The sequence below is a fragment of the Ruegeria meonggei genome (assembly GCF_900172215.1).
GTDB classification, from domain to species: Bacteria; Pseudomonadota; Alphaproteobacteria; order Rhodobacterales; family Rhodobacteraceae; genus Ruegeria; species Ruegeria meonggei.
Genome location: NZ_FWFP01000010.1, coordinates 119,213 through 145,066, shown reverse-complemented (window position 1 = coordinate 145,066; position 25,854 = coordinate 119,213). Strand labels below are relative to the sequence as shown.

At 54.4% G+C, this 25,854-nt stretch carries 26 protein-coding genes and 1 pseudogene; 21 read left to right on the top strand and 6 right to left on the bottom strand.

The features are described from left to right. Positions 1-92: 92 nt before the first annotated feature. Positions 93-764 (bottom strand): GntR family transcriptional regulator, encoded by a 672-nt coding sequence (locus RUM8411_RS16605; protein WP_085823830.1) that lies wholly within the window; start codon positions 762-764, stop codon positions 93-95. A gap of 92 nt (positions 765-856) precedes the next feature. Between RUM8411_RS16605 and RUM8411_RS16600 the strand changes: the two genes are divergently transcribed. The 13 genes from RUM8411_RS16600 to RUM8411_RS16540 all read left to right on the top strand — a co-directional run bounded on the left by RUM8411_RS16600 (position 857) and on the right by RUM8411_RS16540 (position 11,585). Next, positions 857-1,741: an SMP-30/gluconolactonase/LRE family protein gene (locus tag RUM8411_RS16600; RefSeq protein WP_234995274.1), complete on the top strand. Its 885-nt coding sequence runs from the start codon at positions 857-859 to the stop codon at positions 1,739-1,741. 26 nt (positions 1,742-1,767) lie between these two features. After that, positions 1,768-2,802: a sugar ABC transporter substrate-binding protein gene (locus tag RUM8411_RS16595; protein WP_058276292.1), complete on the top strand. Its 1,035-nt coding sequence runs from the start codon at positions 1,768-1,770 to the stop codon at positions 2,800-2,802. An 84-nt stretch (positions 2,803-2,886) separates the two neighbouring features. Next, entirely contained in the window at positions 2,887-4,410 is a 1,524-nt protein-coding gene (locus RUM8411_RS16590; RefSeq protein WP_085823829.1) for a sugar ABC transporter ATP-binding protein, read from the top strand. Further along, on the top strand, positions 4,407-5,408 hold the full coding sequence (locus RUM8411_RS16585; RefSeq protein WP_058276294.1) for an ABC transporter permease: 1,002 nt from the start codon (positions 4,407-4,409) through the stop codon (positions 5,406-5,408). Before RUM8411_RS16590 ends, RUM8411_RS16585 begins: the two co-directional genes overlap by 4 nt. A 1-nt stretch (position 5,409) precedes the next feature. Beyond that, a complete protein-coding gene (locus RUM8411_RS16580) occupies positions 5,410-6,198 on the top strand; it encodes an SDR family NAD(P)-dependent oxidoreductase (protein ID WP_085823828.1) in 789 nt (262 codons plus the stop codon). 22 nt (positions 6,199-6,220) lie between these two features. Beyond that, the gene (locus tag RUM8411_RS16575; protein ID WP_058276296.1) at positions 6,221-6,715 is read left to right on the top strand and encodes a lactoylglutathione lyase family protein; all 495 of its coding nucleotides are present in this window, start codon (positions 6,221-6,223) and stop codon (positions 6,713-6,715) included. Further along, positions 6,708-7,739, top strand: coding sequence for a C-terminal binding protein (locus RUM8411_RS16570; RefSeq protein ID WP_085823827.1), 1,032 nt, complete (start codon positions 6,708-6,710; stop codon positions 7,737-7,739). Before RUM8411_RS16575 ends, RUM8411_RS16570 begins: the two co-directional genes overlap by 8 nt. A 12-nt stretch (positions 7,740-7,751) precedes the next feature. Further along, entirely contained in the window at positions 7,752-8,441 is a 690-nt protein-coding gene (locus tag RUM8411_RS16565; RefSeq protein WP_050606106.1) for an RraA family protein, read from the top strand. Further along, positions 8,422-9,342, top strand: a complete 921-nt coding sequence (locus RUM8411_RS16560) for a 2-dehydro-3-deoxygalactonokinase (protein WP_085823826.1) — start codon at positions 8,422-8,424, stop codon at positions 9,340-9,342. Before RUM8411_RS16565 ends, RUM8411_RS16560 begins: the two co-directional genes overlap by 20 nt. Continuing rightward, complete coding sequence (locus RUM8411_RS16555) at positions 9,339-9,965, top strand: 2-dehydro-3-deoxy-6-phosphogalactonate aldolase (RefSeq protein ID WP_085823825.1); 627 nt, start codon at positions 9,339-9,341, stop codon at positions 9,963-9,965. The genes RUM8411_RS16560 and RUM8411_RS16555 overlap by 4 nt, the downstream gene beginning before the upstream one ends. Continuing rightward, positions 9,962-10,663 (top strand): SDR family NAD(P)-dependent oxidoreductase, encoded by a 702-nt coding sequence (locus tag RUM8411_RS16550; RefSeq protein ID WP_085823824.1) that lies wholly within the window; start codon positions 9,962-9,964, stop codon positions 10,661-10,663. Before RUM8411_RS16555 ends, RUM8411_RS16550 begins: the two co-directional genes overlap by 4 nt. Before the next feature lie 9 nt (positions 10,664-10,672). After that, on the top strand, positions 10,673-11,191 hold the full coding sequence (locus tag RUM8411_RS16545; RefSeq protein ID WP_085823823.1) for a 2,4'-dihydroxyacetophenone dioxygenase family protein: 519 nt from the start codon (positions 10,673-10,675) through the stop codon (positions 11,189-11,191). Beyond that, a complete protein-coding gene (locus RUM8411_RS16540) occupies positions 11,172-11,585 on the top strand; it encodes a methylglyoxal synthase (protein ID WP_234995273.1) in 414 nt (137 codons plus the stop codon). Before RUM8411_RS16545 ends, RUM8411_RS16540 begins: the two co-directional genes overlap by 20 nt. A 24-nt stretch (positions 11,586-11,609) precedes the next feature. On the opposite strand, the gene RUM8411_RS16535 is transcribed toward RUM8411_RS16540, so the two are convergent. The 4 genes from RUM8411_RS16535 to RUM8411_RS16520 form a co-directional block, all read right to left on the bottom strand. Continuing rightward, the gene (locus RUM8411_RS16535) at positions 11,610-12,755 is read right to left on the bottom strand and encodes an alpha-hydroxy acid oxidase (RefSeq protein WP_085823821.1); all 1,146 of its coding nucleotides are present in this window, start codon (positions 12,753-12,755) and stop codon (positions 11,610-11,612) included. Between the two features lie 47 nt (positions 12,756-12,802). Then, the gene (locus RUM8411_RS16530) at positions 12,803-14,086 is read right to left on the bottom strand and encodes a TRAP transporter large permease (RefSeq protein ID WP_085823820.1); all 1,284 of its coding nucleotides are present in this window, start codon (positions 14,084-14,086) and stop codon (positions 12,803-12,805) included. A gap of 10 nt (positions 14,087-14,096) precedes the next feature. Further along, complete coding sequence (locus RUM8411_RS16525) at positions 14,097-14,582, bottom strand: TRAP transporter small permease (protein ID WP_085823819.1); 486 nt, start codon at positions 14,580-14,582, stop codon at positions 14,097-14,099. Positions 14,583-14,660: 78 nt separating this feature from the next. Beyond that, complete coding sequence (locus RUM8411_RS16520) at positions 14,661-15,659, bottom strand: TRAP transporter substrate-binding protein (RefSeq protein ID WP_085823818.1); 999 nt, start codon at positions 15,657-15,659, stop codon at positions 14,661-14,663. A 115-nt stretch (positions 15,660-15,774) separates the two neighbouring features. Between RUM8411_RS16520 and RUM8411_RS16515 the strand changes: the two genes are divergently transcribed. The 3 genes and pseudogenes from RUM8411_RS16515 to RUM8411_RS16505 all read left to right on the top strand — a co-directional run bounded on the left by RUM8411_RS16515 (position 15,775) and on the right by RUM8411_RS16505 (position 17,883). Further along, complete coding sequence (locus RUM8411_RS16515; protein WP_085823879.1) at positions 15,775-16,446, top strand: GntR family transcriptional regulator; 672 nt, start codon at positions 15,775-15,777, stop codon at positions 16,444-16,446. A 479-nt stretch (positions 16,447-16,925) separates the two neighbouring features. Further along, positions 16,926-17,579, top strand: a pseudogene (locus tag RUM8411_RS16510) (integrase core domain-containing protein); the annotation flags it as partial. Between the two features lie 94 nt (positions 17,580-17,673). Then, positions 17,674-17,883, top strand: a complete 210-nt coding sequence (locus tag RUM8411_RS16505) for a hypothetical protein (protein ID WP_085823817.1) — start codon at positions 17,674-17,676, stop codon at positions 17,881-17,883. A 423-nt stretch (positions 17,884-18,306) separates the two neighbouring features. On the opposite strand, the gene RUM8411_RS16495 is transcribed toward RUM8411_RS16505, so the two are convergent. Beyond that, the gene (locus RUM8411_RS16495; protein ID WP_085823815.1) at positions 18,307-19,347 is read right to left on the bottom strand and encodes a GlxA family transcriptional regulator; all 1,041 of its coding nucleotides are present in this window, start codon (positions 19,345-19,347) and stop codon (positions 18,307-18,309) included. Between the two features lie 144 nt (positions 19,348-19,491). Between RUM8411_RS16495 and RUM8411_RS16490 the strand changes: the two genes are divergently transcribed. The 5 genes from RUM8411_RS16490 (at position 19,492) to RUM8411_RS16470 (ending at position 25,773) form a co-directional block, all read left to right on the top strand. Further along, the gene (locus tag RUM8411_RS16490; RefSeq protein ID WP_085823814.1) at positions 19,492-20,886 is read left to right on the top strand and encodes an FAD-binding oxidoreductase; all 1,395 of its coding nucleotides are present in this window, start codon (positions 19,492-19,494) and stop codon (positions 20,884-20,886) included. Between the two features lie 31 nt (positions 20,887-20,917). Then, positions 20,918-21,862, top strand: a complete 945-nt coding sequence (locus RUM8411_RS16485) for a homocysteine S-methyltransferase family protein (RefSeq protein ID WP_085823813.1) — start codon at positions 20,918-20,920, stop codon at positions 21,860-21,862. A 322-nt stretch (positions 21,863-22,184) separates the two neighbouring features. After that, on the top strand, positions 22,185-22,817 hold the full coding sequence (locus RUM8411_RS16480) for a TetR/AcrR family transcriptional regulator (protein ID WP_085823812.1): 633 nt from the start codon (positions 22,185-22,187) through the stop codon (positions 22,815-22,817). After that, positions 22,807-24,906 carry an alpha/beta fold hydrolase gene (locus RUM8411_RS16475; protein ID WP_085823811.1) on the top strand — a complete coding sequence of 700 codons (2,100 nt, stop codon included), beginning with the start codon at positions 22,807-22,809 and terminating at the stop codon, positions 24,904-24,906. The genes RUM8411_RS16480 and RUM8411_RS16475 overlap by 11 nt, the downstream gene beginning before the upstream one ends. A 12-nt stretch (positions 24,907-24,918) precedes the next feature. Further along, positions 24,919-25,773 (top strand): class I SAM-dependent methyltransferase, encoded by an 855-nt coding sequence (locus RUM8411_RS16470; protein WP_085823810.1) that lies wholly within the window; start codon positions 24,919-24,921, stop codon positions 25,771-25,773. Positions 25,774-25,854: the final 81 nt, after the last annotated feature.

Sequence of the window (25,854 nt, the reverse complement as noted above, 5' to 3'; positions counted from 1 at the left end):
GTCAATCAAAAAGAGATAGCGGTGAAGCGGAACAAGAAAGGGGCGGTGCCGATATGGCCCGCCCCCCTTCAAAAACTCAGCTGTTCTATGCGTCAGGGCGCAGCGGCTCCTTCGAGAACAATTGCAGCGCTCTTGTAGGCCTGCCGCGTGCGATCAATATGTGCCGTAAGAAGAGACTTGATCTTGGCCATGTCCCCTTCGCGCACTGCAATCGCAATCTTCGCATGCTCATCAAAAGAGAGTTCGGTGTGCTGCGGCAGCTTCGCCAGGTGGGTTCGTAGTGCTGCAATCTTACCGATGTATCGGGTATAGCTAGCCGTCAAATAATCGTTCCCGGCATGTTCGAAGATCAACTGATGAAACGTGGTATCTAGTGAAAGGTAGCCTTTCTCGTTGCCGCGCCTCCGTTCTCGCTCCATTTCCGTCACGACGCGTTGCATTTCATTCGCTAGTCCTTCAGGGTCACGCGACAATGCCAGTTCGAAGGCGGCTGTTTCAATCGCTTGTCTGAAGTCGCAGATTTGGGTGACTTCCGGTTCAGACAAGGAAAACACGCGTGCGCCTTTTTGCGGTTCGATACTGACCAACCCTTCGTCACGCAATTGAGCGAGCGCCTCGCGGACCGGTGACTTAGACACGCCCAGCTCTTCGGAGATTTTTCGCTCCGACAAAACCTGACCCATCTTCAGGGAGCCATCGATAATGCTGTTCCGCAAATGCTCCAGTGCGAGTTCACGCAATGATTTGGGTCTCTCAAGGGCCATCTGGGGATATCTCCAAAAAAGGTGTTGCTAGATGCAAGATATCTGATACACCAGATTAGGCAAGCTGGTATATCAGATATCAGAATGCGATAATGGAGGTCAAAAAATTGCGCGCAGAGTTGGTGGTTGACTGCAAGAACCAGCACGGGGAAGGGATTTTCTGGAATCCCGCCGATGGGCTTGTCTGGTGGACCGACATCGAAGGCAGCGCGCTTTTCTCATTTGATCCGGTAACTTCGAAAAGCACGTCTCATAAGATGCCAGAGCGCGTATGTTGCTTTGCTCCGCGGATCTCTGGAGGGCTGATCGTTGCTTATGCAGATCGTGTCGTTTTGCTCGATCAGGCCATGAAAGAAGAATCCCTCGTCACCCGATTCGAGTCGAATAACGCGGAGACGCGGTTGAATGACGGGCGGACTGATCGCCAGGGGCGGTTGATTGTCGGGGGGATGAACGAAGTCTCGGGTAATGCCGATTCGTCGGTTATTTGCGTCGACACGGATCTGAACGTGCGCACAATCATCGAAGGGGTGTCTTGCGCCAATTCGACCTGCTTCACGGCGGATGGAACTACAATGTTCTTTGCCGATACCCCGGATCGGGAAATCGTGGCGTTCGACTACGACACTGATAGTGGATCTGTTTCGAACCGTCGGATGCATGTTTCTTTCGAGGATGAACCCGGCCTGCCCGATGGGTCCTGCGTGGATGCAGGAGGCGGTGTCTGGAATGCCGAATGGGAAGGCCATCGCGTTGTGCGTGTTGCACCCAACGGCACGATCAATCGCGTGATCGAGGTGCCGGTCTGGAAGCCCACCTGTTGCGCATTCGGCGGTCCAGACCTCGACACGCTTTTCATAACGACATCGCGGCTGATGAGTGACGAAGCCGCTTTATCAAAAGAACCGGAATCCGGCGGTCTCTTCGCCGTGAAACCCGGCATTCGTGGCGTGATCGACACGCCGTTCAACGGATAACCAACGAATTTCTGGAGGAGAAAACAATGTTGAAAACGCTTATGAGCACTACGCTTGCCGCAGGATTCGTCACGCTGGCAACGGTCGCAATGGCCGAGAACTATCCGACACCGGTGCCGTTGCAGGACGGGGCACAGGCTGCGATTGATGCGATTGAACCCAAGAATGACACGTTCCGGATCGCGTATATGCCACCGGCTACCGAGTTCAACTACTACATCGCCATTGGTGAGGGCATCAAAGCGGTCGCTGCGGAGGCCGGGGTCGAAGTCTTCATGCTCGCGCCTCAGTCTGGCGCGGATATCAACGGTCAGATGGGTATGATCCAGGATGTACTGACACAGGATGTGGATGCGATCATCTTTGGAACGCATGATGAATTTGCTGCGGCGCCGCTACTTAAGCAGGCCGTTGACAAGGGCATGGCTGTTTTGATGATCAACTCGGACATCCCGAACTTTCCGACTCCGATCCACGGTGTGGTCGGGTATTCTCAGCGCAATGGTACTCAGGCCATCGCTGATTGGGCCATCGAGACCTATGGCGATCAACCATTGAAGGTCGGCATCATCGAAGGGCAGCCAGGGTATCACTCAACCGAGCGGGTCGGTGGCTTTCTTGACGGCATTGAGGGCAACGACAACTTTGAAGTCGTTGTATCCATCGATGGCAAATGGAACGTCGAAGGCGGCAACACAGCTGGCATGGATATCCTGCAGTCGAACCCCGATCTCGACATGATCTTTGCTGCGAATGACTACATGATCATTGGAGCATCCTTTGCTGCGAAAGCACTCGGCCGAAATGACATCGTTCTATTGGGCAATGATGGCGACACGTCCGGCCTTGAAGAGATCGCGGCGGGCAACATCACGGCAACCGTCAACACTTCACCATTCCTGATGGGTAAAGCAGCAATGCACGCCACTATTGATGCGCTTAACGGGTCTTATCCCGGTGGCTGGATCGAAACGCCCACATCGATTGAGGACAAGGATGGCGCGATCAGTGTGCTGCAAGAGCCTGAAAAGCTCTTCCCACAACCGTCCAAAGAATACTGAGCCATCTCCCCGCATCCCGGTGGCGCGCGTGCGTGCTGCCGGGTTGCAAACCAGCCGAATTTCATTTTTGTCGAGGCAATCGCAATGACACCCGCAACGCCCCTTTGGGAGTTTGTCGATATTACCAAGGCCTATCCCGGTGTCTTGGCGAACGACAAGGTCTGCATCCGGCTTATGCCCGGTTCCATTCATGGGCTGCTGGGCGAAAACGGCTGTGGCAAGTCCACGATGATCAAAACCTTGTCCGGCGTACAGCAACCAGATAGCGGCCAAATCCTGTACAATGGAAAGTCTGTCACAATCAGCGACCCGCAGGCGGCGCGCGATTTGGGCATCGCGACAGTTTTTCAGGAATTCTCGATCGTGCCGACCTTATCGGTTGGCGAAAACATCTTCCTTGGCAATATGCCTCGGTCTCGCTTTGGTGTGATCGATTGGGCCAGGGTCTACGATGAAGCCGCCCGCGTGTTGGCGGAAATGGATGTCGATGTTTCACCCGAAACTATCACCGGTACGCTGTCGGTAGGCGAGCAACAGTTGGTCGAGATCGCGAAAGCCATCGCGATGGATGCCCGCATGATCATCCTTGATGAGCCAACTGCGGCATTGGGCGAAGATGAGATTGAGCGCCTGCACCAGCTTTTGCGAAATATGCGCGAACGCGGCACCGCCATCCTCTATGTTTCTCACAGGCTGGATGAGGTTGAGCGGATCGTCGATGAAGTGACGATCTTACGCAACGGATGCGTTGTGCGCGCAAGTGGTGAGACCAAGATCAACGTCTCTGAGATTGTCAGCGCCATGGTTGGTGAGGACATTGGTGAGCATTATCCCAAAGAGCGGAACGCCACCGATGGTATTGTGCTGGAGGCGTCCGGTCTGGCCACAAAATCAGGTGTGAAAGATGTTTCGTTTTCACTGTGCCGGGGCGAGGTATTGGGCTTGGGCGGCGTCCTGGGCAGTGGCCGCACAGAAATTGCGCGCGCGCTGTTCGGGACCGACGAATTGATTGCCGGGCAAGTAACGCTGAACGGCAAACCGGTTCACTTCCGCCGGGAAATCGATGCGATCCGTGCTGGATTGGCCCTCGTTCCGGAAAACCGCAAGTTTGACGGGTTGTTCTTCAACTTTCGCGCAAGCGGGAACGTCACTGCAGCGTCTTTAGGCGAGCTAAGCCGGTTCGGGATCTTGAACCTTAAGGTGGAAGATCAAGCCACCCATAATCTGATCCGCGATCTGGAAATCTCGACCCAGGCCGAAGAAAAAACGGTCAATTTCCTGTCTGGTGGCAATCAGCAGAAGATCGTGATCGCGCGCTGGCTGTTCTCTGCCTCGGACATCCTGATCCTCGATGAGCCGACACAGGGGATCGATATTGGCGCCAAGATCGCCGTCTACAAGCTGATCAACAGGCTCACCCGTGCGGGAAAATCGATCATCCTGATCAGTTCGGACCATGACGAGTTGCTGGCGATGAGTGACCGGATTGCCGTTGTACAACATGGCACAATCGCGCGCACGGTCGATGCATCTGAGCTTACTCATGACGATCTAGTGCGCGCTTCCGCCGACATTCCCCATTCCAAGCCTGAGGAGGCTTTCGCATGAAGCGGATCTTTGACACTCAATTGATTGGGCCATTTGCAGCCATGGTGATCGTCGCCCTGATTGTCGCCCTTACGACAGAGCGCTTTCTGAACCCAGGCAACCTGTCGAACCTGTCCTTGCAGGTGAGCATTGTGGCGTTGATCGCAATTGGATCTACCATCGTGATTTTCGCGGCGGGCATTGATCTGAGTTCAGGGTCGATGGTGGCCTTGCTAACCATGATCCTTGCGCAGTTGTTGAAATTCATCGGTATTCCGCTGGTTTTGGCGCTGCCACTCATTCTCTTTTTTGGCGGGTTGCTCGGTCTTTTTATCGGATTGATAACCGCCTACGGGCGCATCCCGTCGTTCATCACCACACTGGCGGCATTGATTGCCTTTCGAGGCCTTGCGCTGACCTTCAACAACGGCTCGCCGATCTTTTCGCTGGATCCAGCGTTGGAGCCGATCTTTTACGGTAAGCTGTTCGGCGTTCCATTGCCGTTCTTCTACCTCGTGTTCTTCTATGCCCTTGCCGCGTTCACGATGAACTTCACAAAACTCGGCCGAGAGATCTATGCCGTGGGTGGCAACCCAGCCGCTGCCGTTCTGACGGGCATCAACGTCCGTAAGGTTCAGACCACGACATTTGTCATCGCGGGTTTCATGACGGCTGTCGGGGCCATCCTGATGTCAGCACGCCTCAACTCGGGTTCGCCCAACTATGGCCAGACGCTGGAACTGCAGGCCATTGCTGCTGCTGTAGTTGGGGGCGCCAGTCTTGCAGGCGGGCGTGGCAACATCCTCGCCACACTGATGGGAGCGATGACGATCGTTATTGTCCAGAATGGCCTTAACCTGAACGCGGCGCCGTCGTCCGTTCAGAACATCGTGCTGGGCCTGATCATCCTGTTGGCCGTTGGCATAGACATGTGGCGCGCGGAAATCTCTGCCCTCATGGGGCGTATATTCGGCCGCTCGTCGTCACAGCAATCATCAAGCATTAAAAAGGAAGCCTGAGATGGATCTGGGACTTAAAGATAAGCAGGTTCTGGTGACCGGTTCAGGTTCCGGCATCGGCAAAGCCACTGCCCGGGTCTATCTGGAAGAAGGCGCGCGGGTCATCGTGCATGGCCTGACCGAGGCGGAAGTGTCCGCCTGCGTCGATGACCTGTCATCTCTGGGCGAGGTTGAAGGCATTGCGGCCGACCTAACAAAAACCGCTGATGCGGAAACTCTGGCGGATTTCGCGCAAGCGCGCGGTACAGTTGATGTGCTGGTCAACAATGTCGGCATCTTTTCGGTCAAACCGTTTGAGGATCTGACCGATGACGACTGGATGCATTACTTCAACATCAACGTCCTGTCCGCCGTTCGGATGAGCCGGATTTTCCTGCCCGAGATGCTACGCCGGGGGGAAGGGTCCATCATCAATATGGCCAGTGAAGCAGCGGTCAAACCACTGCCTCAGATGGTGCACTATTCTGTCACCAAAACTGCCATGTTAGGTCTGACACGTGGTATGGCAGAGCTCACAAAAGGTACGAAAGTCCGGGTTAACTCGATCCTGCCAGGTCCAACCTGGACAGAAGGTGTCGAGGCCTATTTTGACGGCCTCGCCGATCAAAAGGGTGAGCCGCTCGACACGATCGTGGACAATTACTTCAAATCAGATGAACCCACATCGCTCATACAGCGCTTTGTCCAACCAGACGAGGTCGCCCGCATGATCGTCACGATCTCGGCCAGCTCAGCCTCCAACGGTTCTGCGCACCGGATCGAAGGCGGCATCGTTCGTAACATTCTTTAACTGCTAACAAAAGGAGCCTCCCATGGCTGCTCTTACTTTCTCACATATCGGCATCACGGTTCCGGACCTGGAAAAAGCCGTGGAGTTTTATTCCCAAGCATTCGGTCTCTATGTGCTGATGGAACCAACCGAAATCCTGCATGACGAAAGCGCCATTGGTCAGATGTGCGACGATGTGTTTGGGGAAGGTTGGGGAAGCTTCCGCATCGCGCATTTGTCGATGGGAGATGGCGTCGGCATCGAGTTATTCGAATTCCCGAGAACCGTCGAAGAGGAACGTCCGTTTGAATACTGGCGGCGCGGTTTGTTCCATTTCTGCGTGCAGGACGAGGATCTGGAAGGTCGCATCAAGGTCATCGAAGATTTGGGTGGCCGCCAGCGCATGCAACAGGTGCGTAAATATTACCCCGGCGAAAAGCCCTATCGCATGGTCTATATGGAGGACCCGTTTGGCAACATCTTCGAGCTTTACAGTCACTCGTATGAATTGACCTATTCGGCGGGTGCCTATGACTGATCGCGCCAACTTTCCCCCCAGAACGGACAGGCCCAAGGTCGTGATAACCGACTACGATTTTGGCGACGTCGCCGTTGAAACGGAAATCCTGGAAGCCGCGGGTGCCGAAGTGATCGCGCTTCAGGCCAAGCGTCAGGAAGACCTGTTCGATGTCGCGCCGCATTGCGCTGCGATGATGAATCAATATGCCCGGATCGGGAAGGAAACGATCACGCGGATGCGCAACTGTGAGGTCATCGCACGATATGGCGTCGGCGTGGATATCGTGGATGTTGGCACGGCCACGGAAAAAGGCATCCTCGTCACTAACGTGCAAAACTATTGTACCGAGGAAGTTGCCGATCACGCGATTGCCCTTTGGCTGACCCTGGCTCGCAAGTTGCCCGACTATGATCGGGCAACTCATGCAGGGGTCTGGCAGTGGCAAAGCGGACAGCCGGTCTACCGGTTACGTGGGAGGACGATGGGTGTCGTCTCGCTGGGTAAAATCGGGCAAGCCATCGTAGCTCGGGCGCAATCTTTCGGAGTTGCGGTCATCGCTTATGATCCGTATTTGCCAAGAGAAGCTGCCGCAAAGCTTGGGGTCGAGCTGGTGAGCAAGCCCGAATTGCTGGCTAGGTCCGACTATATTCTGATGCAGGCTCCGATGACGCCGAACACGCATCACTTTCTGTCTGATGCCGAATTTTCCGTCATGAAACCCGGTGCGATACTCGTGAACACTGGACGCGGTCCAACGGTCGACAACAAGGCGCTGTTCCGGGCACTGACCGAAGGCCATCTGGCTGCTGCAGGGCTCGACGACCCCGAAGAAGAGCCGGCCAAGCGCGCCAACTGGACGCCTGATAACAACCCGTTGTTCACACTGCCCAACGTCCTCGTAACGCCACATGCCGCCTACTATTCCGAGGAATCCATACACGCAGCACGGGTCACCGCGGCCACTCAGGTGGCCAAGGTCCTGACAGGACAAAAACCCGACTACACAGTCAATGCCGACGCATTGGCCGTATCTACCGCATAACAGGAGACAAGAATGCCAGACGTCAGCACGGACCTTAGGGTTTTCAATGATTTTGAAAGAAACCCGGAACTTCTCAAAAAATTCGACAAGGTGTTGGAGGCGTACTCTGCCGCTGCCATTTTTGCGGATGTGCAGTACCGAACAGGTGTGATGGACAGCGCCATCAAGCCTGCTTTCCGCGCCAAGGTGACAGGCCAGGCCGTGACGGTTCAGCTTTCAAAAGGCGATCTGGTCGACCCTTTGAGAGCGCTTGAAATGGGACAACCCGGGGACGTGATCGTCGTGGACGCGGGTGGTGATCGCCAAACTTCGGTCTGTGGCGGCCTCATGGGTGGCCTGGCTAAGAACCGTGGTATCCGCGGCATGATCGTTGATGGCACCGGGCGCGACACAGATGAACTGGAAGACATCAACTGGCCAATCTGGACGCGCGCGATCACGCCACGTGGTACGCACACAATGTTCTCAGAACGTAAAGAAGAGCTTTCGATCAATGTGCCAATCGCCTGTGGGGGCGTCGTCATAAACCCCGGAGATTTCATTGTAGCTGATCTCATGGGCGTCGTTGTGGTTCCACAGGAAATCGCCGAAGAAACCGTGCGCCTTGCTCAAGAGCAAGCTGACCGAGAGGAGGAAACCCGTAAATGGGTGGCCCAAGGCAAAACCGTCGAGGATCTGCTGAATGAATTCGGTCGCATCTGAGCCCGCGCTGATCGGCGTAGATTGGGGCACTTCATCGTTCCGTGCATTTCTCATTGGTACAGAAGGCGAAGTGATCGATGGAGTCTCGTCGCCTGAAGGCATAATGCAGGTTGCAGGACAAACGTTTGAGTCGGTTCTTGATCGTCTCATCGGCCCTTGGGTCACTAAAGAAAACCTGCCGATCCTGGCATCTGGCATGATCACCAGCCGCAATGGCTGGGTAGAAACGCAGTATGCCGAAATGCCGCTGGGTGCTGGCGGTCTTGCGCGGGCGTTAGTCCCCCACGAAGCGGCCAACGGAGCGCGAATTCATTTTGTGACAGGTGCTTCGACAGAACATGCTGGAGGACCCGACGTAATGCGCGGCGAGGAGACCCAGATCATTGGGGCATCTTCGCTCGGTTTGAGCGAAGGTATGTTCGTGATGCCGGGAACGCACAGCAAATGGGTTCAGGTTGCGGATGGGAAGATCGTGGACTTTTCGACCTACATGACAGGTGAGATCTTTTCGGCGCTGAAAGAACACACGATCCTTGGAACCTTGATGAAGGAGGACGCCTTCAGCGAAGACGCATTCGTGATGGGCGTCAAGGCCGGCCTCAGTGGTGAGTCGAACCTGCTGCACAGCCTGTTTCATGTTCGGACGCTTCCTCTCATGGGCAAAATCCCAAAAGTTGCTACGGCCGACTACTTGTCGGGCTTGTTGATCGGGACCGAGGTTGCGGCCGCGACCGGCGAATTAAAAGACGTCGGCACGATCACTGTTGTTGGACGGAGCGATTTGTCCGACCGATACGAAATAGCGCTTCGAACTGCAGGTTTCGACAGCCGTCGCGCGCCAGATGATATCGTTGCGAAAGGGCATTTTCTGATTGCTCGCGCTGCGGGGTTGGTCGGATGATTGACCTCACCGCAGCTCTTGCTGAGAACCCGCTGATTGCGATTTTGCGGGGGCTGGCACCAGAAAATGCGCGCCCGGTGTCTGATGTGCTCTTCGATGCCGGGTTTCGGATTATTGAAGTGCCGCTCAACTCACCGGACCCGCTGGAATCGATTGCGCAGATCGTTGCGAAACATGGCGCTCAAGCCATAGTCGGCGCTGGCACAGTGTTGACTACGGATCAGGTCGGGGCGGTCGCAGATGCAGGCGGGCGGATCATCGTGTCGCCTAATATGAACCCGGACGTCGGGCGCGCGGCTGTCGCACGGGGTCTGTATTGGTGTCCGGGCGTCATGACCCCCTCCGAGGCCTTTACGGCATTGGATATCGGAGCTTCGGTGCTCAAATTCTTTCCGGCGGAAATGGTGCCCCCCGCTGCCATAGCGGCTATGCGCGCCGTATTGCCTGCAGACGCAGTCGTCGCTGCGGTAGGTGGCATAACGCCGGATACGATGGCGTCGTATCATGCTGCGGGTGTAGATGGATATGGGCTGGGCTCCGCACTGTTCAAACCGAGCTATACATTGGATGATATCGACAGGCGCGCGCGCGCCTTCACCAGTGTATTGGAGGAACTTGGATGAAGCAGGCCCTTGTTACGGGTGGTACGCGAGGGATCGGTGCGGGTGTTGCGCGATCGCTGGCTGAGGCAGGCTGGTCCGTCATCGCTGCATCTGCGTCACAATCCGAGTTGGATGCGTTCGTGCTCCAGGACGGGATCAAGGTACAGACCCTGGATGTGACTGATCAGGTCTCTGTCGATACAGTGTTTAGCGATCTTACGCGTCTTGATGCTTTGGTGAACTGCGCAGGTATTCTTATGCGTGAAGAAGAATACAACATCGACGTATTTGCCAAGGTGCTTGATGTGAACCTGACCGGTACAATGCGCTGCTGCCTCGCCGCACATCCGTTGCTGACGGAAACTGCTGGGGCCATCGTCAATACCGCCTCCATGCTCAGCACCTTTGGTGGGCCTTTGGTTCCAGCCTATTCCGCTTCCAAGGGCGGCGTTGCACAATTGACCAAGGCGCTTGCAGGTCGCTGGGCCGAACACGGCGTCCGGGTCAATGCCATCGCGCCAGGGTGGATCGAAACAGAGATGACCCAAGGCCTACGGGAAGACCCGGCGCGAACGGCAGGAATCATGGCGCGCACGCCTATGAAACGCTGGGGAAAACCCGAAGAGGTCGGCGCGCTTGTGCAATGGCTTTTGAGTGAAAACGCCGGCTTTGTGACCGGATCGATCTATCCGGTCGATGGCGGCTATCTCGCTATGTGAGGAAAATCAATGAATGACGACGACACCGCCCGAATGCCTTATCAATTGCCGTTCCCCAAGGATGCGCAAGAAGAGATCGTGATCCCGAAAGCGATGAGTGAGGACGACAGGCTATGGGTTCCGCAGGCCGAAAACGTCTGGTTCCGGCCGCTCTGTCTGAACCGCTCGCAAGGCTATTGGATGAACCTTCTCAAAGTGCGCAAAGCTGGAGTTCTTTCGCGGCACCGCCATCCGCAACCTGTCCACGGCTTTGTCCTGAAAGGACGTTGGCATTATCTGGAACATGATTGGGTGGCGGAAGAAGGGGGTTATGTCTTTGAGCCGCCTGGCGAGACACATACTTTGGTCGTCCCGGACGATGTCGAAGAGATGGTCACATATTTTCAGGTCAATGGCGTGATGTGCTATGTTGATCCGTGGGGCAAGGTCACTGGCTACGAAGATGTCTTTACCAAGATTGATCTGTGCCGAAAACACTTCGCGGAAGTTGGACTTGGAGAAAGCTACGTTGAACAATTCATCCGTTGACGCGTCGCGTTTCGCGCTAGTAGCTCATGATGCGCGAAAGGACGAAATCGTTGAATGGGTGGGTCTACAACAGTCCCGCCTGTCCGGCGTGCAAATCTTTTCGACAGGAACAACCGGCAGCCGAATAATAAAGGCCTTTCCAGAGCTGAATGTGACTTGCCTGAAAAGTGGACCGCTCGGGGGTGATCAACAGATCGGCGCTATGATCTGCGAAGAGAAACTGGATGCGCTGATTTTCTTTGTCGACCCTCTGTCACCCATGCCGCACGATGTTGATGTTAAGGCTCTGACTCGTCTAGCGACGGTCTATAACCTTCCGATGGCGTGTTCGCGTTCAACCGCTGATTTGATCGTAAATGGACTGCTTGACGAAGATGCGAGCACGCGAGCGTGATACGCAGCGTGCAGGCATGGTTGATCAGCCAGTCCTGAGAAGATGCTCGGACAAGCTATAGAGTTTTTCAGAACCCAGTTGACTCATATTGGCCTCAATGTCTGCTTTCAGGATGTGAACGAGATGGTCGACCCCTCGCGCTCCAAACGCTGCGACAGCATATTGAAAGGCGCGTCCGACCATGACGAAATTTGCACCTTTCGCCAGGGCGCGCATTATGTCCAATCCCCAGGCAATGCCGGAATCGTAGATCAGTGGCATGTCTGTACCGACCGCATCGCGAATACCCGGCAATTGATCAATCACGGCGGGCCCGGCTTCGAATTGCCGCCCAGAGTGGTTGGATACCCAAATGCAGTCCACGCCCTCGGTTACCATTTTTTGAGCATCTTCAGGCCGCAGGACACCCTTGACGATCAAATTGCCTTCCCACTCCTGTCGTAACTCGCGCAGGTACTCCCAATCCGGAATCCCACGGATCAAGGCGCCCGCGTGGGTAAAGCTTTCGCGCCCGCGTGTGGGGACATAATCGTCAAAGAACCGCATGCGTGGCATGACGCCTTCGCGCAGATGCGCAAGGCACCAGGTGGGTCGTGAAGCCATTTCTAACAGAGTGCGTAGGTCAGCTTTTGGAGGCACGGTCAGGTTGGCGCGGCGTTGTCGTTCGCGCCGGCTCTCCTCTGGTACGTCCACTGTGATGATCAGCGTGTGAAACCCTGATGCCTTGATCCGCGGCAGCATTGCGCGGCGCAACTCGCCAGAGTTCACCGGGTAATGCTGAAACCACCCGTTGTTGCCAATGTGGGGCGCCACATCTTCCGGCGACGCTACCGCAACGCTGGACAACGAAAACGGAATGTTGTGCGCGACCGCCGCCTTTGCAAGCATCCGCTCTGCACCTGCCCACATCAGGCCGGACATGCCCACAGGTGCTATTCCGAAAGGCAGATCATATGTTTTGCCCATTAGTGTAGTCTGCAGATCGGCCTTTGTTCGGCCGCATAGAACACGCGGCATGAACCTGATGGAATCAAGTGCGTCACGGTTCACCTTCAACCCTAGTTCCCGGCCTGTTGCGCTGTCGAGATACTCGAAGGCAAACTTCGGGATGCGCTTTTGCGCAGTTTTCCGAAGATCTTCTATCGACGGGTGGGATAGGTCCAGATCCATCAGAGTCCTCTGGTTTCGTTGTCTAACGCTTGAAGCGCCTCAGCCGGTCACCAAAGGGACGGTAAGGCCAAAGAAATTGCGGGCACATAGGTGATGAACATCAGCAGGATCAGCATGCCGGCAAAGAATGGCAGGATCGCCCGGCTGAGGCTTTCGATGGAGACCTTCGAAATACTGCTGGCCACGAACAGGTTTACACCCAATGGCGGTGTACAGAATCCGATGGCCAGATTGACCGTCAGAATGACACCAAAGACGATCGGATCGACACCCAGTGCAGTTGCAACCGGCAGCAGAATCGGTGTCATGATGATGATCGACGAAATCGTCTCCATGAACATGCCGATCACCAACAAAAGCAGGTTGATCAACAACAGGATGATGATCGGATTGTCGGACAGGCTGGTGATTGTTGTGGCGAGTTCCGTCGGGATTCTTGCAAGCGTGATCAGTCTGCCAAAGGCGGTCGCCATGATCACCAATATCAGAATGGTTCCACTGGTCTTTGCACTGCCTGCTAAGACCTCTGGCAGGTCCCTGACGGTGATATCGCCATAGACAAAGATGCCGGTGAAGGCGGCGTAAACCACAGCGACGGCGCCTGCTTCGGTTGGGGTGAAGATGCCGCTGTAGATGCCCCCAAGGATGATTACAGGCACCAGAAGTGCCCAGATCGAAGACCGGAAGCTCTGCCAAACACCCGGGCCTGAGAACGTGGTTGTCGATTGCTGAACAACCTCATCCTTTCGCAGCAGGACACGGGCGACCAACATGAACATGAGGGCAAAGAGGATGCCGGGAACAACACCCGCCAGGAACAGCTTTCCGATCGAAACCTCGGCAGTAACACCGTAGATGATAAAGGGGATACTTGGCGGGATCATCACGCCGATCATCCCTGAAGACGCCGTCAAAGCGCCGCTGAATTTGCGCGTATAGCCAACCTTTTCCATCTCGGGGATCATGTTTGATCCGATGGCGGCGACGGTTGCAGGGGACGACCCGGATATGGCGGCAAAGAACACGCAGGCAAGCACGTTCACATAAGCCAGCCCGCCCCGGATATGACCTATCAGTGCATTGGCGAACCCAACCAGACGGCGCGACATTCCACCGTGCTGCATCAGGTCGCCCGCGAGGATGAATAAAGGAACAGCGATCAGCGGAAACGAGTCTGCGCCTGTCACCACCGAGCGCGCCAAAAGCACCATCGGCGGAGTGCCATCCACGAAGACAATCACGATCATCGTCGCTAGACCCAGGCAGATGCCAATTGGCACGCTGAAGAGCAGAAGTGCGAAGAGAGTCAGGAAAAGCGTTGTTGCAAGCATGCCGGGTTCCTCACGCTTTGGTCTCTGCGATCAGGCGCAGGGTTCGGATCAGATGCTGAGTAACGCGGATTGCGGACAGGCCTGCACCAACCGGCGCTGAGGCATACAGGATCGGGATTGGCAGCCCCAAAACAACTGAGGTCTGGCTGGCCACAAAGGGCTGCCGGATCAGCTTGATGCATTCAATTGTAAGAACGATCAGGAATCCAAGGACAAGAAGCGCGATCACAACATCCGCGTAAAGCCTTGCCCGCTCGCTCAGGACATCGCGCAGGACCGTAATGCGCACATGATCGCCGGTATGGAAGGCATAACTGACGCCAAGCCAGACGAACCAGACAAATAGCCAAAGCGTTAGCTCTTCTCCCCATGAAAGAGAGGCATTCATGATGTAGCGCATGAACACGTTGCCAAAGATCAACACGACAATCGCGGCTAGTAGCGCACTGGCTAGGACCTTTTCGGCATTCATATCGATCCATTTGATAACCGACATCGTTCACCTCCCCTTGAACGAAAGGGACGCCCGAACCTGCTCGGCGCGGGTGCCCGGATTGGCTGAGTAAACCGTGGGTCAGCTTCCGCCTGCTGCGGACACCGCCGCGACCCAAGCGTCGTAGGCTTCGGCGCCAACTTCGTCGCGATATTGCAGGCGAACGCTTTCGGTTTTGTCAGCGAAGGCCTGTCTCTGCTCTGCAGTCAGTTCCAGAACCTCGACACCTGCGGCACGGATCTGTTCCAGCTGCTCCGCATCTTCGCTGGCGACCAGTTCAGCCTGATAGTCACGTGCGGCAGCCATCGAGTCCCGGATTAGTTGCTGATGCTCCGCAGGCAGCGAGTCAAAGAATGGCTTGGAGACGACCGGCATGTAGACCGCGAAGACATGGCCCGTGGTCGAAAGGTATTTCTGCACCTCGTAGAAACGTTGTGAGGTAATAATCGCCAGCGGGTTTTCCTGCCCGTCGATCACGCCTTGCTGAAGGGCAGAGTAAACCTCGCCGAAGTTCATCGGCGTTGGGTTGGCGCCGAGTGTTTCGAAGGTTGCCACATGCGCCGGAACCTTCATGGTGCGCAGCTTAACGCCCTCGAGGTCTTCGGGTGTTTCAACCGGGCGGACATTGTTGGTCACGTTGCGCACGCCCAATTCTAGCCAACCAAGACCGACGAGCCCCTGATTTTCGACCCGCCCGAGCATTCCGTCACCGGCCTCACCATCAAGAACATCAAAGGCGATGTCCTTGGAGGCATACATGTAGGGAAGCTCGATCACCGCAAAAGCCGGATCCCAGCCTGCGAAGAAAGAAGACGGCGGAATGGCCATTTCAAGAACGCCAGTTTGAACGCCCTCGATCAACTCACGATCAGGCCCCATCTGCGACGAAGGGAAGATCTGAACGTCGATCTCACCGTTTGAGCCTGCTTCGACCAGCTCCTCAAACTTCAGTAGTGCGCGATGCATGTGAAACGCTTCTGCAGCGCCGTGCCCGATCTTTATGACTGTTTCAGCTGACGCTGCGAAGGCAAGCCCGGCAGACATGGCGACGCCAAGCGCGAGTGTTGATTTCTTGAACAAGGTATCCTCCCTAGGATTTGATTTTTCAATCTACCATCTGAGATATCAGATATAATATAGAAATCAAGCGTACATGTGTTATTGTGTTGTAAAGGCGAAATGGGACGAAGTGAAAATGACTGAGATTTTGCAGATCAAGCGCCCGGATTCATTGAGTAAAACTGCCGAAGAACACATTCGCAATGGCATTATCAATGGCACGTTTCAACTGGGTGAATCGTTGCCGGAAGTGAAGCTGTCAAATGCCATGGGCATCAGCAAAACTCCGATTCGCGAAGCGCTATCGGCTCTGAATCTTCAGGGACTCGTTCAGATCTTCCCTCATCGAGGAGCCTTCGTATTCTCTCTTTCTCAAGAGGATGTGGTGCAGCTTTGCCAGTATCGGCTCATCCTCGAATCTGCAGCTTTGGAGCAGGCGCTTGAAAAGAACCCCACCGTTCTGATCAATGAACTGGCTACGATTGTTTCGAAGATGTCAGAAGCGCAGGAAGCGGATGAATTCGAGCAGTACTTGGAACTAGATGCAGAATTTCACCACGCCTTTTTCAAGTACTGCGAAAACAGCTATTTGAGAGATGGTTACCAAAAAGTCGGTGACATCGTCCAAACCATGCGGACTCATCTGTCCAAGCGTTCTGATCGAACAAAGAAGTCGTTTCAGGAGCATCAAACGATCACGGCGCTCCTGAGCGTGGGTAAAGTAAAAGCTGCAAAGAACACCCTCAAACGGCAAATCACTCGCGGGGAGCGTTCCTATTCCGATTTGGTCGGAGTCGAACAAAGATAGTTGCCTCACCTATAGAAGTCGCACTGAAGGCTGGTGGATGCATTCCGACTACTCTGATCTGATGGCAAAACTTTGAGTCGCAAATGATAAAACTTGTGTGCTTGAGAAAATCCAGTTGATTCAAAATCAACGGTTTAGCTGTCGTTGAATGGCAAAACTATGTGTCGCCCGACATTTCCTATGTGGCGACAAATAGTTTTGCCTTTTGCGACAAATCCTTTCCTTTGCGCCGCATAGCTTTGCCTTCTGCCAAGTGGTTACGTTGCGCATGTTTCCCTTTAATAACTGTTTTTGAGCGAAGCCTTTCTGGGCGCTCGTCTCTAAAACCTGCTCCCGGCGAGGGTTGGGGGTAGCAAGTGCAAATCAATTCGATGGGGCTGGTGCGGCCCGCAGGCTTCAGCCGAGGACACGGCCCTGTCTAATTGTGTTGCAGGCGCGTGGGGACGAAGTACCCTAGCTCTTCTCATTAGAAGGGCGGGCGAAAGGGCCGGAAACGGGCCCGTGGCTCACGGACACCGATGCCCGAGGCCCTGAGACCCGGCGAACGCTGGTCGCTGGACTTTCTGTCAGATACCTTTGGCGCGTCTCGTAAATTCCGCATTCTGGCAGTGAATGACGATTGCTGTCGGGAGAACCTATGCCTGATGGCCGACACTTCCATATCCGGTGCACGTGTCGTACGCGAACTGGATGCGCTTGTTCGCATTTACGGCAAGCCCGCCAGCATTGTCAGCGACAATGGAACGGAGTTCACCAGCCGAGCGATCCTAAAATGGGCGAACGATAATGGCGTGGACTGGTATTACATCGACCCAGGTAAGCCCCAGCAGAACGCCTTCATCGAGTCGTTCAACGGCAGCCTGCGTGATGAACTGCTGAATGAGGAGTTGTTCGATAGTCTGGATGACGCCCGCCGTAAGCTGGCCCTATGGCGATACGACTACAACCACGTCAGACCCCATTCATCGCTGGCGAACAAAACACCCGCAGAAGCGCGTCGAGCGCTTGAGCAATTTGAAGGCTCCGCGCACGACCACTGCCAGACAGTTGTTTGTGAAGTAAACAACGAGAGAGCGCTTGCCCAAACCGACGACCAAGAATATGAAAACCAGACCCGCAGACTCTCGTTATGAATGAGGGAGCCTCGGGGCGCAGGTCAATGTCAATACTGGTGCTCCTAAACCAATCAACATTGACCTTAGGACAGTGAGCTTTAACAGCGAGATTATGAGCAACCTTGTCTTGGCCACAAGAAACGGACGTGTTCAGAATATTTACAACTTTGTAGACAAGCACACGCAAGACTACCCTGGTGCAGTGTTTTCTGAGGTGGATGAGGAAATGAACCTCGGTATTTATCTTCAAAGCGAGCTGGCAAAGAAACTGGCTGACCATTTTATCCAAACGCAGAAACGGCTCGAGAAAACAAAACTTTAGAATTAACTAAGATTACATTGAGACCTGCGTTTGCGCTCCTATCCACTATTAGCTACGTCTGCTTCAGTTTGGGAGCGGACCAATGCCACTGAAGCAACCAAACCCTTCAACAATGACTGGTGGGGGCTCAAACCACCTGTCTGAACCCACTGCAGAGAATGTCCGCGACGAGCCCTAACCGGAACTCTCGATTTTACGCTGCGCGCGCTCGCAGCACCGAATTTTCTGCACAGGCGTAAAAATCCGTGATGCAGTGCGGCGGCGAAATCGGCCATTCGTCGATTGTGCAGAAATTTTGAAACGGCAAATTCACAGATCGCGGGACAAATTGAGCTTTCGCTGCAGTTACGTGAATGTCCGCTCCAGTGAACGAGCTTTTCATGTGCTGGTTTCAAGATGCTTTAAGATTACCCCAGAATTTGTCTAAGCTTTCGCAGCCATAGGTTTTGCGATTTGTGAGATACGTTGGAACTTTTTCCTATAGGCGGCGGGAGACAGGCCAACGCCGCGCTTGAACACCCGTCTGAACGATGCTGGATCTTCATAGCCAACCAATACGCCAACTTCATCGACAAGCTGTTCGTCGGTCTCCAGCATCTGTTTGGCCTCTTCAATCCGAAGGGCCTGCACATATTCTATCGGCGCAAATCCTGTGGCCGCCTTGAACCGGCGGGAAAATGTTCGGGCATTCAGGCCAGAACGCGCCACCATTTGTTCAACCGGCTTGGCAACCTCGTAGTTTTCGGCAATCCATGTCTGGCAGTCGGATATTTGTGCATCGGATGTCTCCATCGGCCGGGTCATCACAGCATAGGGGGATTGTCCTTCAGAATGCCCGCTGATCAGGAACACTTTCGCGGTTTCAATCGCATGCTGGTATCCGCAAAGCTTGGCAATCAGATAAACGGTAAGATCATGCCACGCGCTTACGCCGCCTGCTGTCACAATCCCGTCAGCCTCTTCCGTTAAGCACAAGATGCTTTCGTTGCGAAAGGAAACTTGGGGATAGTGGCGCTGAAACATGTCACGATATGCCCAATGGGCGGTTGCCTCTTTGCCATCCAACATCCCGCCTTCGGCAAGCAAAAGCGAACCTGAACAAACAGAAGTTACAAGCGCTCCCTTGTCATGAACTTTCCGCAGCCACGCAATTTCGCGCGGATAGCGCCCCTTTGGGACGTCATAAATCGAGGTATACATATCGCAAACCACGACAGCGTCAGGAGAGGCCTCGTCGTCGGTCGCAATATGCGGCTCAACTGGAATATTGCCCAGACAGTGAAATGGTTTCCCGTCCGCAGAGGCAATCTTGATATCCAAAACTTCATTTCCCGGCGTTCCGGCCAACATGTCTGAATAGACAGCCCCAACCGAGGCCAGCACATCGTACAACCCGTATAATACTGAGGCCGAGGTTTCTGGTGCTGCGAGCAACACAATCAGGGGGTTCTTTCCGTGGCTCATCAGGGTCTCCTGTCTATTTCAGCACGGTTTTGACACGTTTGCCGTGGTCATTTGTCCAGTATGCCTTGGCGGCGTCCATATTGCCACTTCTTGCGATATGAGGAGTTGGGTTAGCCTGAAAAGAAATCAAAAGGGGTAACTACGATGAACGACTTATCCAACATGTTAGAGACGCTCTCACTTGAGTTTAGTGGTAATCTGATTGACCCGGATGATAACCGGTTTAATGGCGCACGTGCGGTCTGGAATGCGATGATAGATCGCCGCCCTGCCGTCATTGCACAGTGCAAATCTGCATCGGATGTCCAAGCGGCTGTGAAGCTCGCCGTTGCCCAGGACTTGCCGATTTCGATTAAGGGCGGCGGTCACAATGTTGCTGGGCACGCGGTGTGTGACGGCGGCGTGATGATCGATCTCTCTGGGATGCGCGGTGTTGAAGTCGATCCAACCGCTCGTTTGGCCAAAGTTCAGGGCGGCGCATTGTGGCGTGATGTAGATACGGCGACACAAAAACATGGGCTCGCTACGCCGGGTGGTTTGATTTCTGACACCGGTGTCGCTGGGCTCACGCTGTCGGGCGGCATTGGCTGGCTGCGTGCCAAACACGGGCTTTCCATCGATAACCTGGTCGCGGCTGATGTGGTGACGGCTGACGGGTCATTGGTGCGCGCCAGTACTGACGAAAACCCAGATCTATTGTGGGCACTCCAAGGTGGTGGTGGCAATTTTGGCGTCGTTGTTAATTTTGAATTTTCCCTACACCCTTTGGGCCCGGAAGTCATGTTTACCGCGCCAATATACCTGGTGGAAAACGGTCCAGAACCAATCCGGGCATGGCGAGATTTTTTGACAAAACACGGGGACAAGGTTGGTTCACTGTGCGAGTTTTCAACGGCAGGCGGCGAAGATTTTCCTGAAGAATACTGGGGCAAGCGGGTCTTTACCCTTGCATGCATTTACAACGGAGACGCCGCCGAGGGCGAAGTGCTGACCCAGCCTCTTCGTGAACTTGGCGAACTGTCGACGGATTTTTCCGGGCGGATGAACTACTGCGATGTGCAACAGTTATTTGATACTCTGGTCCCCGCCGGAGATTTCCGGTGTTATTGGAAGGCGCGATATCTCAGCGACTTGTCAGACGAAATGATCGATCTGGCGATTTCTAATGCATTGGCGGCCCCGTCAGACAATTCGATTTCATCGCTTTGGAATTTTGGCGGTACAACAGCAAAGGTCGCCGCCGACGCCACCGCATTCGGCGATCGTTCTTTTGGCTGGATGTATTCGCTTGATGGAATTTGGTCAGACCCGGCAGATGATGCCGCTAATATTGCCTGGTCACGGGTCGGCTGGTCAAATTCCGAACGTTTTGGCCATCATGGGCGTGCCTACCTGAACTTTGCGGGCCATGGCGAGGACAACGCGGAGCTGACGCAGACAAGTTTCGGCCCGAACTATAAGCGGCTTGTCGAGATAAAAACCAAATTCGACCCGCAAAACCGGTTCCGCTTCAATCAAAACATCGCACCTGAGGCATAAGGCCAGCGCAGCATATTGATAGGAGCACGATATGACCAAACCTACACCCCGATTGCCACATCAGACGGACGACATTTTCTTAACCGATGGCGGAACCGAGACATGGCTTATGTATAAACGTGGCTTTGAGATACCTGAATTTAGCGCATTTCATCTGCTGAACGACCAACGATCAGCCGTAGCGTTGCGGGAATACTACCTAGCCTTCGCCAATATCGCCGAGAAACTTGGAACGCCCTTCATCTTCGACAGCCTGACTTATCGCGCAAGTCGCGATTGGGGTGCGTTGCTTGGATACTCTGCTAATGCCCTGGCTGAGATGAACCACAAGTGCTTCGAGCTTTACCGGGAGTGCGCCGCTGAGGCTGGTTTGACAGCGGAAAACACCGTTATCAGTGGCTGCATCGGGCCGAAGGGTGATGCCTATCGAACAAACCAAAACCTCACTCCAGAAAGTGCCGAAGCCTACCATAGTGAACAGATTGAGACGTTCAAAGCCGCCGGGGCCGATATCGTCACAGCACTGACCCTGAACACAACAGACGAGGCGATTGGTATCGCAAAGGCGTCAGCCCAGGCAGGCATCCCGTCGGTGATTTCCTTTACGATTGAGAAAGACTGCAGACTTCGCAGCGGTGAAACGCTGAAACAAGCAATTGAAATGGTCGATGCGGCAACGTCAAACGCTCCGGCGTATTATATGATCAACTGCTCGCATCCGGTCGATTTTGGCCCTGCACTGGGCAATGAGCTCTGGGCGAACCGCATCCGTGGACTGCGGGCCAACGCATCCTCTTTGGATCACGGCACGTTGTGCCAGTTGGGGCATCTTGAAGAAGGAAACCCAGATGAATTGGCAAATCAATACGTTGATATCAGGGCCGCTCATCCAACGATGAATGTTTTTGGCGGGTGTTGCGGTACCGATTATATCCATGTCGAGAAAATCGGGAGAGCCTTGTTGGCTGCGGCGTAAGTGATCTGCGCTAACGAACCTGCGATTTTAGGTGTCCTTCGTTGAATGCGCAGCGTTCGACAAAGTGGATTCAAACACTAATTCGCTTCATGAAATGGCGCGCGACGCGAGTGTTGCGCTGAGGCAGGAATTGTTCTGTTATAGCGCGACTTAGTCTCTTGAAGCTCTAATTAAAGAGCCCACTTCAACGGCTGAAATCCTGGCCAAAGCAGCCAAATACGTTGAACCTGTAAAGAGTCTCTTGCCTCATGCAGATAGTGAAAACTTCTCAATATTGATTAATTCGTTCGAATGAATTAATAGTAATTTGAAAGGATTCGCTATGGCCCGAGTGACAGCAGAACGCGTCGAACAGACCAAACTAGAGCTACTGGAGGCAGCCCGCCAGGTACTTACCGAAGAAGGGTTTGCAAGGCTTTCGACGCGTAGGGTATCAGAGATTGCAAATACGCAGATGAGCCAAATTCGGTACCATTTTGGGTCGAAGGAAGGAATGATCCTTGCGTTGTTTGAATATATGAACGCGGGATTGATAGAGCGGCAAAAACAAACGTTCACAAACCCGTCGCTTCGGATTTCCGAAAAGTGGTTTCTGGCCTGCGACTTCCTCGATGAAGATATTCAGTCTGGTTATGTTCGGGTTTTGCAGGAACTTATCGCCGCAGGCTGGTCAAACCCAAAAATCGGGGACGCGGTTCGTGCAGCTCTTACTCAATGGAACGAACTGCTGATTGCATTGGCGAAGGAGGCCACTGAGGAACACGGAGATATTGGTCCGCTCTCGGTAGAGGCGATGGCGTCCTTGATCGCCTGCGCCTTTATTGGTGCCGAAGCGCTTATCCTGCTTGGCTACGAGGAACAGATTCACCCCGTCCGAAAAACATTGCGCCAGGTTGGCGAGGTTATCGCGAATTTGGAGAATCTTCAAAAGGAGGAACCCAATCATGCGCGCTAAACTTCCCCATACTGAAGGTACGACCGATCGTGACGGCGTAAACCTGCACTATGAAATCTACGGAGATGGGGCCGAGACGATCCTGTTCGTGCCGACCTGGGCGCTTATCCATTCCCGCGTCTGGAAAGCGCAAGTGCCATATCTGAGTGAGCGGTTTCGGGTCATTACGTTTGATCCACGCGGCAATGGGAAATCAGACCGTCCCGATAATCCAGACGCTTACACAATCGACAAGATTGTCGCCGATGTGATTGCGGTCATGGATGAAATCGGCGTTGAAAAGGCTGCACTTGTCGGGCTTTCTTTCAGCAGTGCCATCGCCTTTGCCGTGGCGGCCTATCACCCTGATCGCGTCAGCGCTGTTATCTCAACCGGCGCGTGGAGCCCGATTGTTCCCCCCAAAAAAGAACGGGCAGATGCCTATGCCAACGATCTGGTCGACCATCCGCAGCTCTGGCAGAAATACAATCCCGACTACTGGCGCAAGGATTACCCAGATTTTGTGCGCTTCTTTCTGGATCGGGTTCATAACGAACCACATTCCACCAAACAGCACGAAGATGCCGTCGCCTGGGCGTTGGAAGGTGATGCTGAAATGCTGATCATGACGCAAGAGGCTCGAGACACACCGGAGATCGCAATTGACGAGGACATGTATCGCAAAGTGCAATGCCCAAGCCTGATTTGTGTCGGCGACAATGACGACGTCACTCCCCCGGAAACATCTTTTGCCATCGCGGAGCTGACGGGTGGTGAATTGCAGGTCTTTGAGGACGGCGGGCATGCAATCCACGCGCGTTTCCCCGCCCGGTTCAACACCTTGATGCGCGATTTTCTCGCACGTCATCTGGGGACGTGGAAGCCCGAAAGTCGCAAGGTGACGAGTGCACCGAAACGGGTGCTGTATCTGTCCTCTCCTATTGGCTTGGGCCACGCACGTCGAGATCTGGCGGTAACACGTGAGCTACGCAAGCTGCACCCTGATCTGCAAGTGGATTGGCTGGCGCAGGACCCGGTAATCCGGTTTCTGGATGCCAACACCGAACGCGTCCATCCGGCCAGCAAATTGCTGGCCAACGAAAGCGCGCATATTGAGGCCGAATGTGGAGAACATGATCTCCACGCCTTTCAGGCGATCCGCAACATGGACGAGATCCTGATCAAGAATTTCATGGTGTTCCAAGAGGTACTGGAAGAAGAATCCTATGATCTGGTGATCGCTGACGAAGCTTGGGATGTGGACCACTACTGGCACGAACACCCAGACCTGAAAAAAGCGCCGATGGCGTGGTTTACAGATTTCGTAGGTTGGCTGCCATTTGCGGAAAACGGCCCGCGTGAGGCGTTCCTGACTACCGATTACAATGCTGAGATGATCAAACATGTAGAAGGACATCCAGATGTCCGGGATCGCTCAATTTTCGTGGGCACGAGCGACGACATCGTTAATCGGGACTTCGGTGACGGGTTACCGCAAATGCGCGACTGGATACCGAAACATTTCGAGTTTTCCGACTACATCATCGGGCAGCATCCGTCAGAATTTGGCAGCCGAGACGACCTACGCGTTGAATTCGGCTATGATGACGGGCGCACGACCTGCATCGTGGCTGTCGGCGGGTCCGGTGTCGGCGCGGCGCTGATCCAACGAATTCTCAAGGCGGTACCATTGGCGCGCACCCGTATTCCGGAGTTGCGGATCATTGTGGTTGCTGGTCCGCGGCTTGATCCGGCAATGTTTGATCTGCCCGATGGAGTTGAGATGCGTGCATTCGTGCCAGATCTTGACCGGCACTTAGCGGCTTGTGATCTGGCTTTGGTGCAAGGCGGATTGACCACTTGCATGGAACTTGCGGCAGCAGGCACTCCCTTCCTTTACTTTCCGTTGCGCAACCATTTCGAACAAAACTTCCACGTGGCCAGCCGTCTGGAACGCTACAACGCCGGACGCAAGATGATTTTTGCCGAAAGCGATCCCGAAAGGATTGCGACGGCCATGCTCGAGGAATTGGGCGCTCCACGCATCCCGAATACCGTCGCCGCCGACGGGGCATCGCGCGCTGCGGCCATGCTTCACGAATTGCTATAAGGATATTGATATATGACAAATTTTGATCCCGTTGCCTTTAAGAACTCCACTCGAAGTCAGTGGGATAATGTCGCTGAACACTGGAATGCCTGGGGGCCGTTGCTGGATCGATGGCTCGGACCAGCGACCGAAACGCTCCTGGACATGTGCGGTGTCCAGTCAGGGTCCATAGTGTTGCATATCGCAGGTGGCTCTGGTCAGGATGCGCTGCAGAGCGCGAGGCGCGTCGAATCAGACGGCTTTGTCTTGTCCACCGATTTTTCTGAGAACCTTACCCGACTTGCCAATGATCAGTTTGAACGGGCCGGACTGACACAGGCGCGTGCCACAGTTATGGACGGCGAAAACCTTAAGACCGGGGATCAACGGTTTGATGCCGTGATTTCACGGGTCGGCCTCATTTTCTTCCCGGATCAGAAACGCTCGATGAAAAGTCAGATCTCCGCCTTGCACAAAGGTGGATCGGTAGGCGCTCTGGTTTATGCGACGCCGCAGGAATGCCGTTTCTTTTCCGACCCAGTCGGTATCATTCGCAAACACGCTAATCTTCCCGCACCGGCTCCGGGATTGCCCGGCCCGTTCAGCCTCGGTGCACCTGGTGTAATCGAAGACCTTTTTGAAGCGGCCGGACTCGGTGATATTCAAACGCAAAAAATCGAAGCGCCCGTTGTCCTTGAAACGGCGCAGGAATGCCTGCGCTTTGAACAGGAAAGCTTTGGGGCCCTACACCAAATGCTTGGAGGGCTGGACGATGAGGCCAAACAGGCTGCTTGGGAGGAAGTAGAGACCGCGCTGGAAGCCTTTGAAACCGACACCGGTTTCATTGGCCCGTGTACTATGATTGCAGCTTCGGGGGTCAAAACATAATCTGAAAAATGTTGGAACCGTTAGAAACCGGACATTTGCGTTGTGCAAGTGAATGGTGGATTTGACCGTTCCTCGTTTGCC

Excerpts from the sequence above, each read along its gene's own strand:
- RUM8411_RS16570 (WP_085823827.1), top strand. The coding sequence starts at position 6,708 with ATGACTGATCGCGCCAACTTTCCCCCCAGAACGGACAGGCCCAAGGTC.
- RUM8411_RS16525 (WP_085823819.1), bottom strand. The coding sequence starts at position 14,582 with ATGTCGGTTATCAAATGGATCGATATGAATGCCGAAAAGGTCCTAGCC.
- RUM8411_RS16600 (WP_234995274.1), top strand. The coding sequence starts at position 857 with ATGGAGGTCAAAAAATTGCGCGCAGAGTTGGTGGTTGACTGCAAGAAC.
- RUM8411_RS16565 (WP_050606106.1), top strand. The coding sequence starts at position 7,752 with ATGCCAGACGTCAGCACGGACCTTAGGGTTTTCAATGATTTTGAAAGA.
- RUM8411_RS16580 (WP_085823828.1), top strand. The coding sequence starts at position 5,410 with ATGGATCTGGGACTTAAAGATAAGCAGGTTCTGGTGACCGGTTCAGGT.
- RUM8411_RS16585 (WP_058276294.1), top strand. The coding sequence starts at position 4,407 with ATGAAGCGGATCTTTGACACTCAATTGATTGGGCCATTTGCAGCCATG.
- RUM8411_RS16590 (WP_085823829.1), top strand. The coding sequence starts at position 2,887 with ATGACACCCGCAACGCCCCTTTGGGAGTTTGTCGATATTACCAAGGCC.
- RUM8411_RS16475 (WP_085823811.1), top strand. The coding sequence starts at position 22,807 with ATGCGCGCTAAACTTCCCCATACTGAAGGTACGACCGATCGTGACGGC.
- RUM8411_RS16515 (WP_085823879.1), top strand. The coding sequence starts at position 15,775 with ATGACTGAGATTTTGCAGATCAAGCGCCCGGATTCATTGAGTAAAACT.
- RUM8411_RS16560 (WP_085823826.1), top strand. The coding sequence starts at position 8,422 with ATGAATTCGGTCGCATCTGAGCCCGCGCTGATCGGCGTAGATTGGGGC.
- RUM8411_RS16575 (WP_058276296.1), top strand. The coding sequence starts at position 6,221 with ATGGCTGCTCTTACTTTCTCACATATCGGCATCACGGTTCCGGACCTG.
- RUM8411_RS16470 (WP_085823810.1), top strand. The coding sequence starts at position 24,919 with ATGACAAATTTTGATCCCGTTGCCTTTAAGAACTCCACTCGAAGTCAG.
- RUM8411_RS16605 (WP_085823830.1), bottom strand. The coding sequence starts at position 764 with ATGGCCCTTGAGAGACCCAAATCATTGCGTGAACTCGCACTGGAGCAT.
- RUM8411_RS16505 (WP_085823817.1), top strand. The coding sequence starts at position 17,674 with ATGAGCAACCTTGTCTTGGCCACAAGAAACGGACGTGTTCAGAATATT.
- RUM8411_RS16535 (WP_085823821.1), bottom strand. The coding sequence starts at position 12,755 with ATGGATCTGGACCTATCCCACCCGTCGATAGAAGATCTTCGGAAAACT.
- RUM8411_RS16555 (WP_085823825.1), top strand. The coding sequence starts at position 9,339 with ATGATTGACCTCACCGCAGCTCTTGCTGAGAACCCGCTGATTGCGATT.
- RUM8411_RS16550 (WP_085823824.1), top strand. The coding sequence starts at position 9,962 with ATGAAGCAGGCCCTTGTTACGGGTGGTACGCGAGGGATCGGTGCGGGT.
- RUM8411_RS16480 (WP_085823812.1), top strand. The coding sequence starts at position 22,185 with ATGGCCCGAGTGACAGCAGAACGCGTCGAACAGACCAAACTAGAGCTA.
- RUM8411_RS16530 (WP_085823820.1), bottom strand. The coding sequence starts at position 14,086 with ATGCTTGCAACAACGCTTTTCCTGACTCTCTTCGCACTTCTGCTCTTC.
- RUM8411_RS16485 (WP_085823813.1), top strand. The coding sequence starts at position 20,918 with ATGACCAAACCTACACCCCGATTGCCACATCAGACGGACGACATTTTC.
- RUM8411_RS16490 (WP_085823814.1), top strand. The coding sequence starts at position 19,492 with ATGAACGACTTATCCAACATGTTAGAGACGCTCTCACTTGAGTTTAGT.
- RUM8411_RS16495 (WP_085823815.1), bottom strand. The coding sequence starts at position 19,347 with ATGAGCCACGGAAAGAACCCCCTGATTGTGTTGCTCGCAGCACCAGAA.
- RUM8411_RS16595 (WP_058276292.1), top strand. The coding sequence starts at position 1,768 with ATGTTGAAAACGCTTATGAGCACTACGCTTGCCGCAGGATTCGTCACG.
- RUM8411_RS16545 (WP_085823823.1), top strand. The coding sequence starts at position 10,673 with ATGAATGACGACGACACCGCCCGAATGCCTTATCAATTGCCGTTCCCC.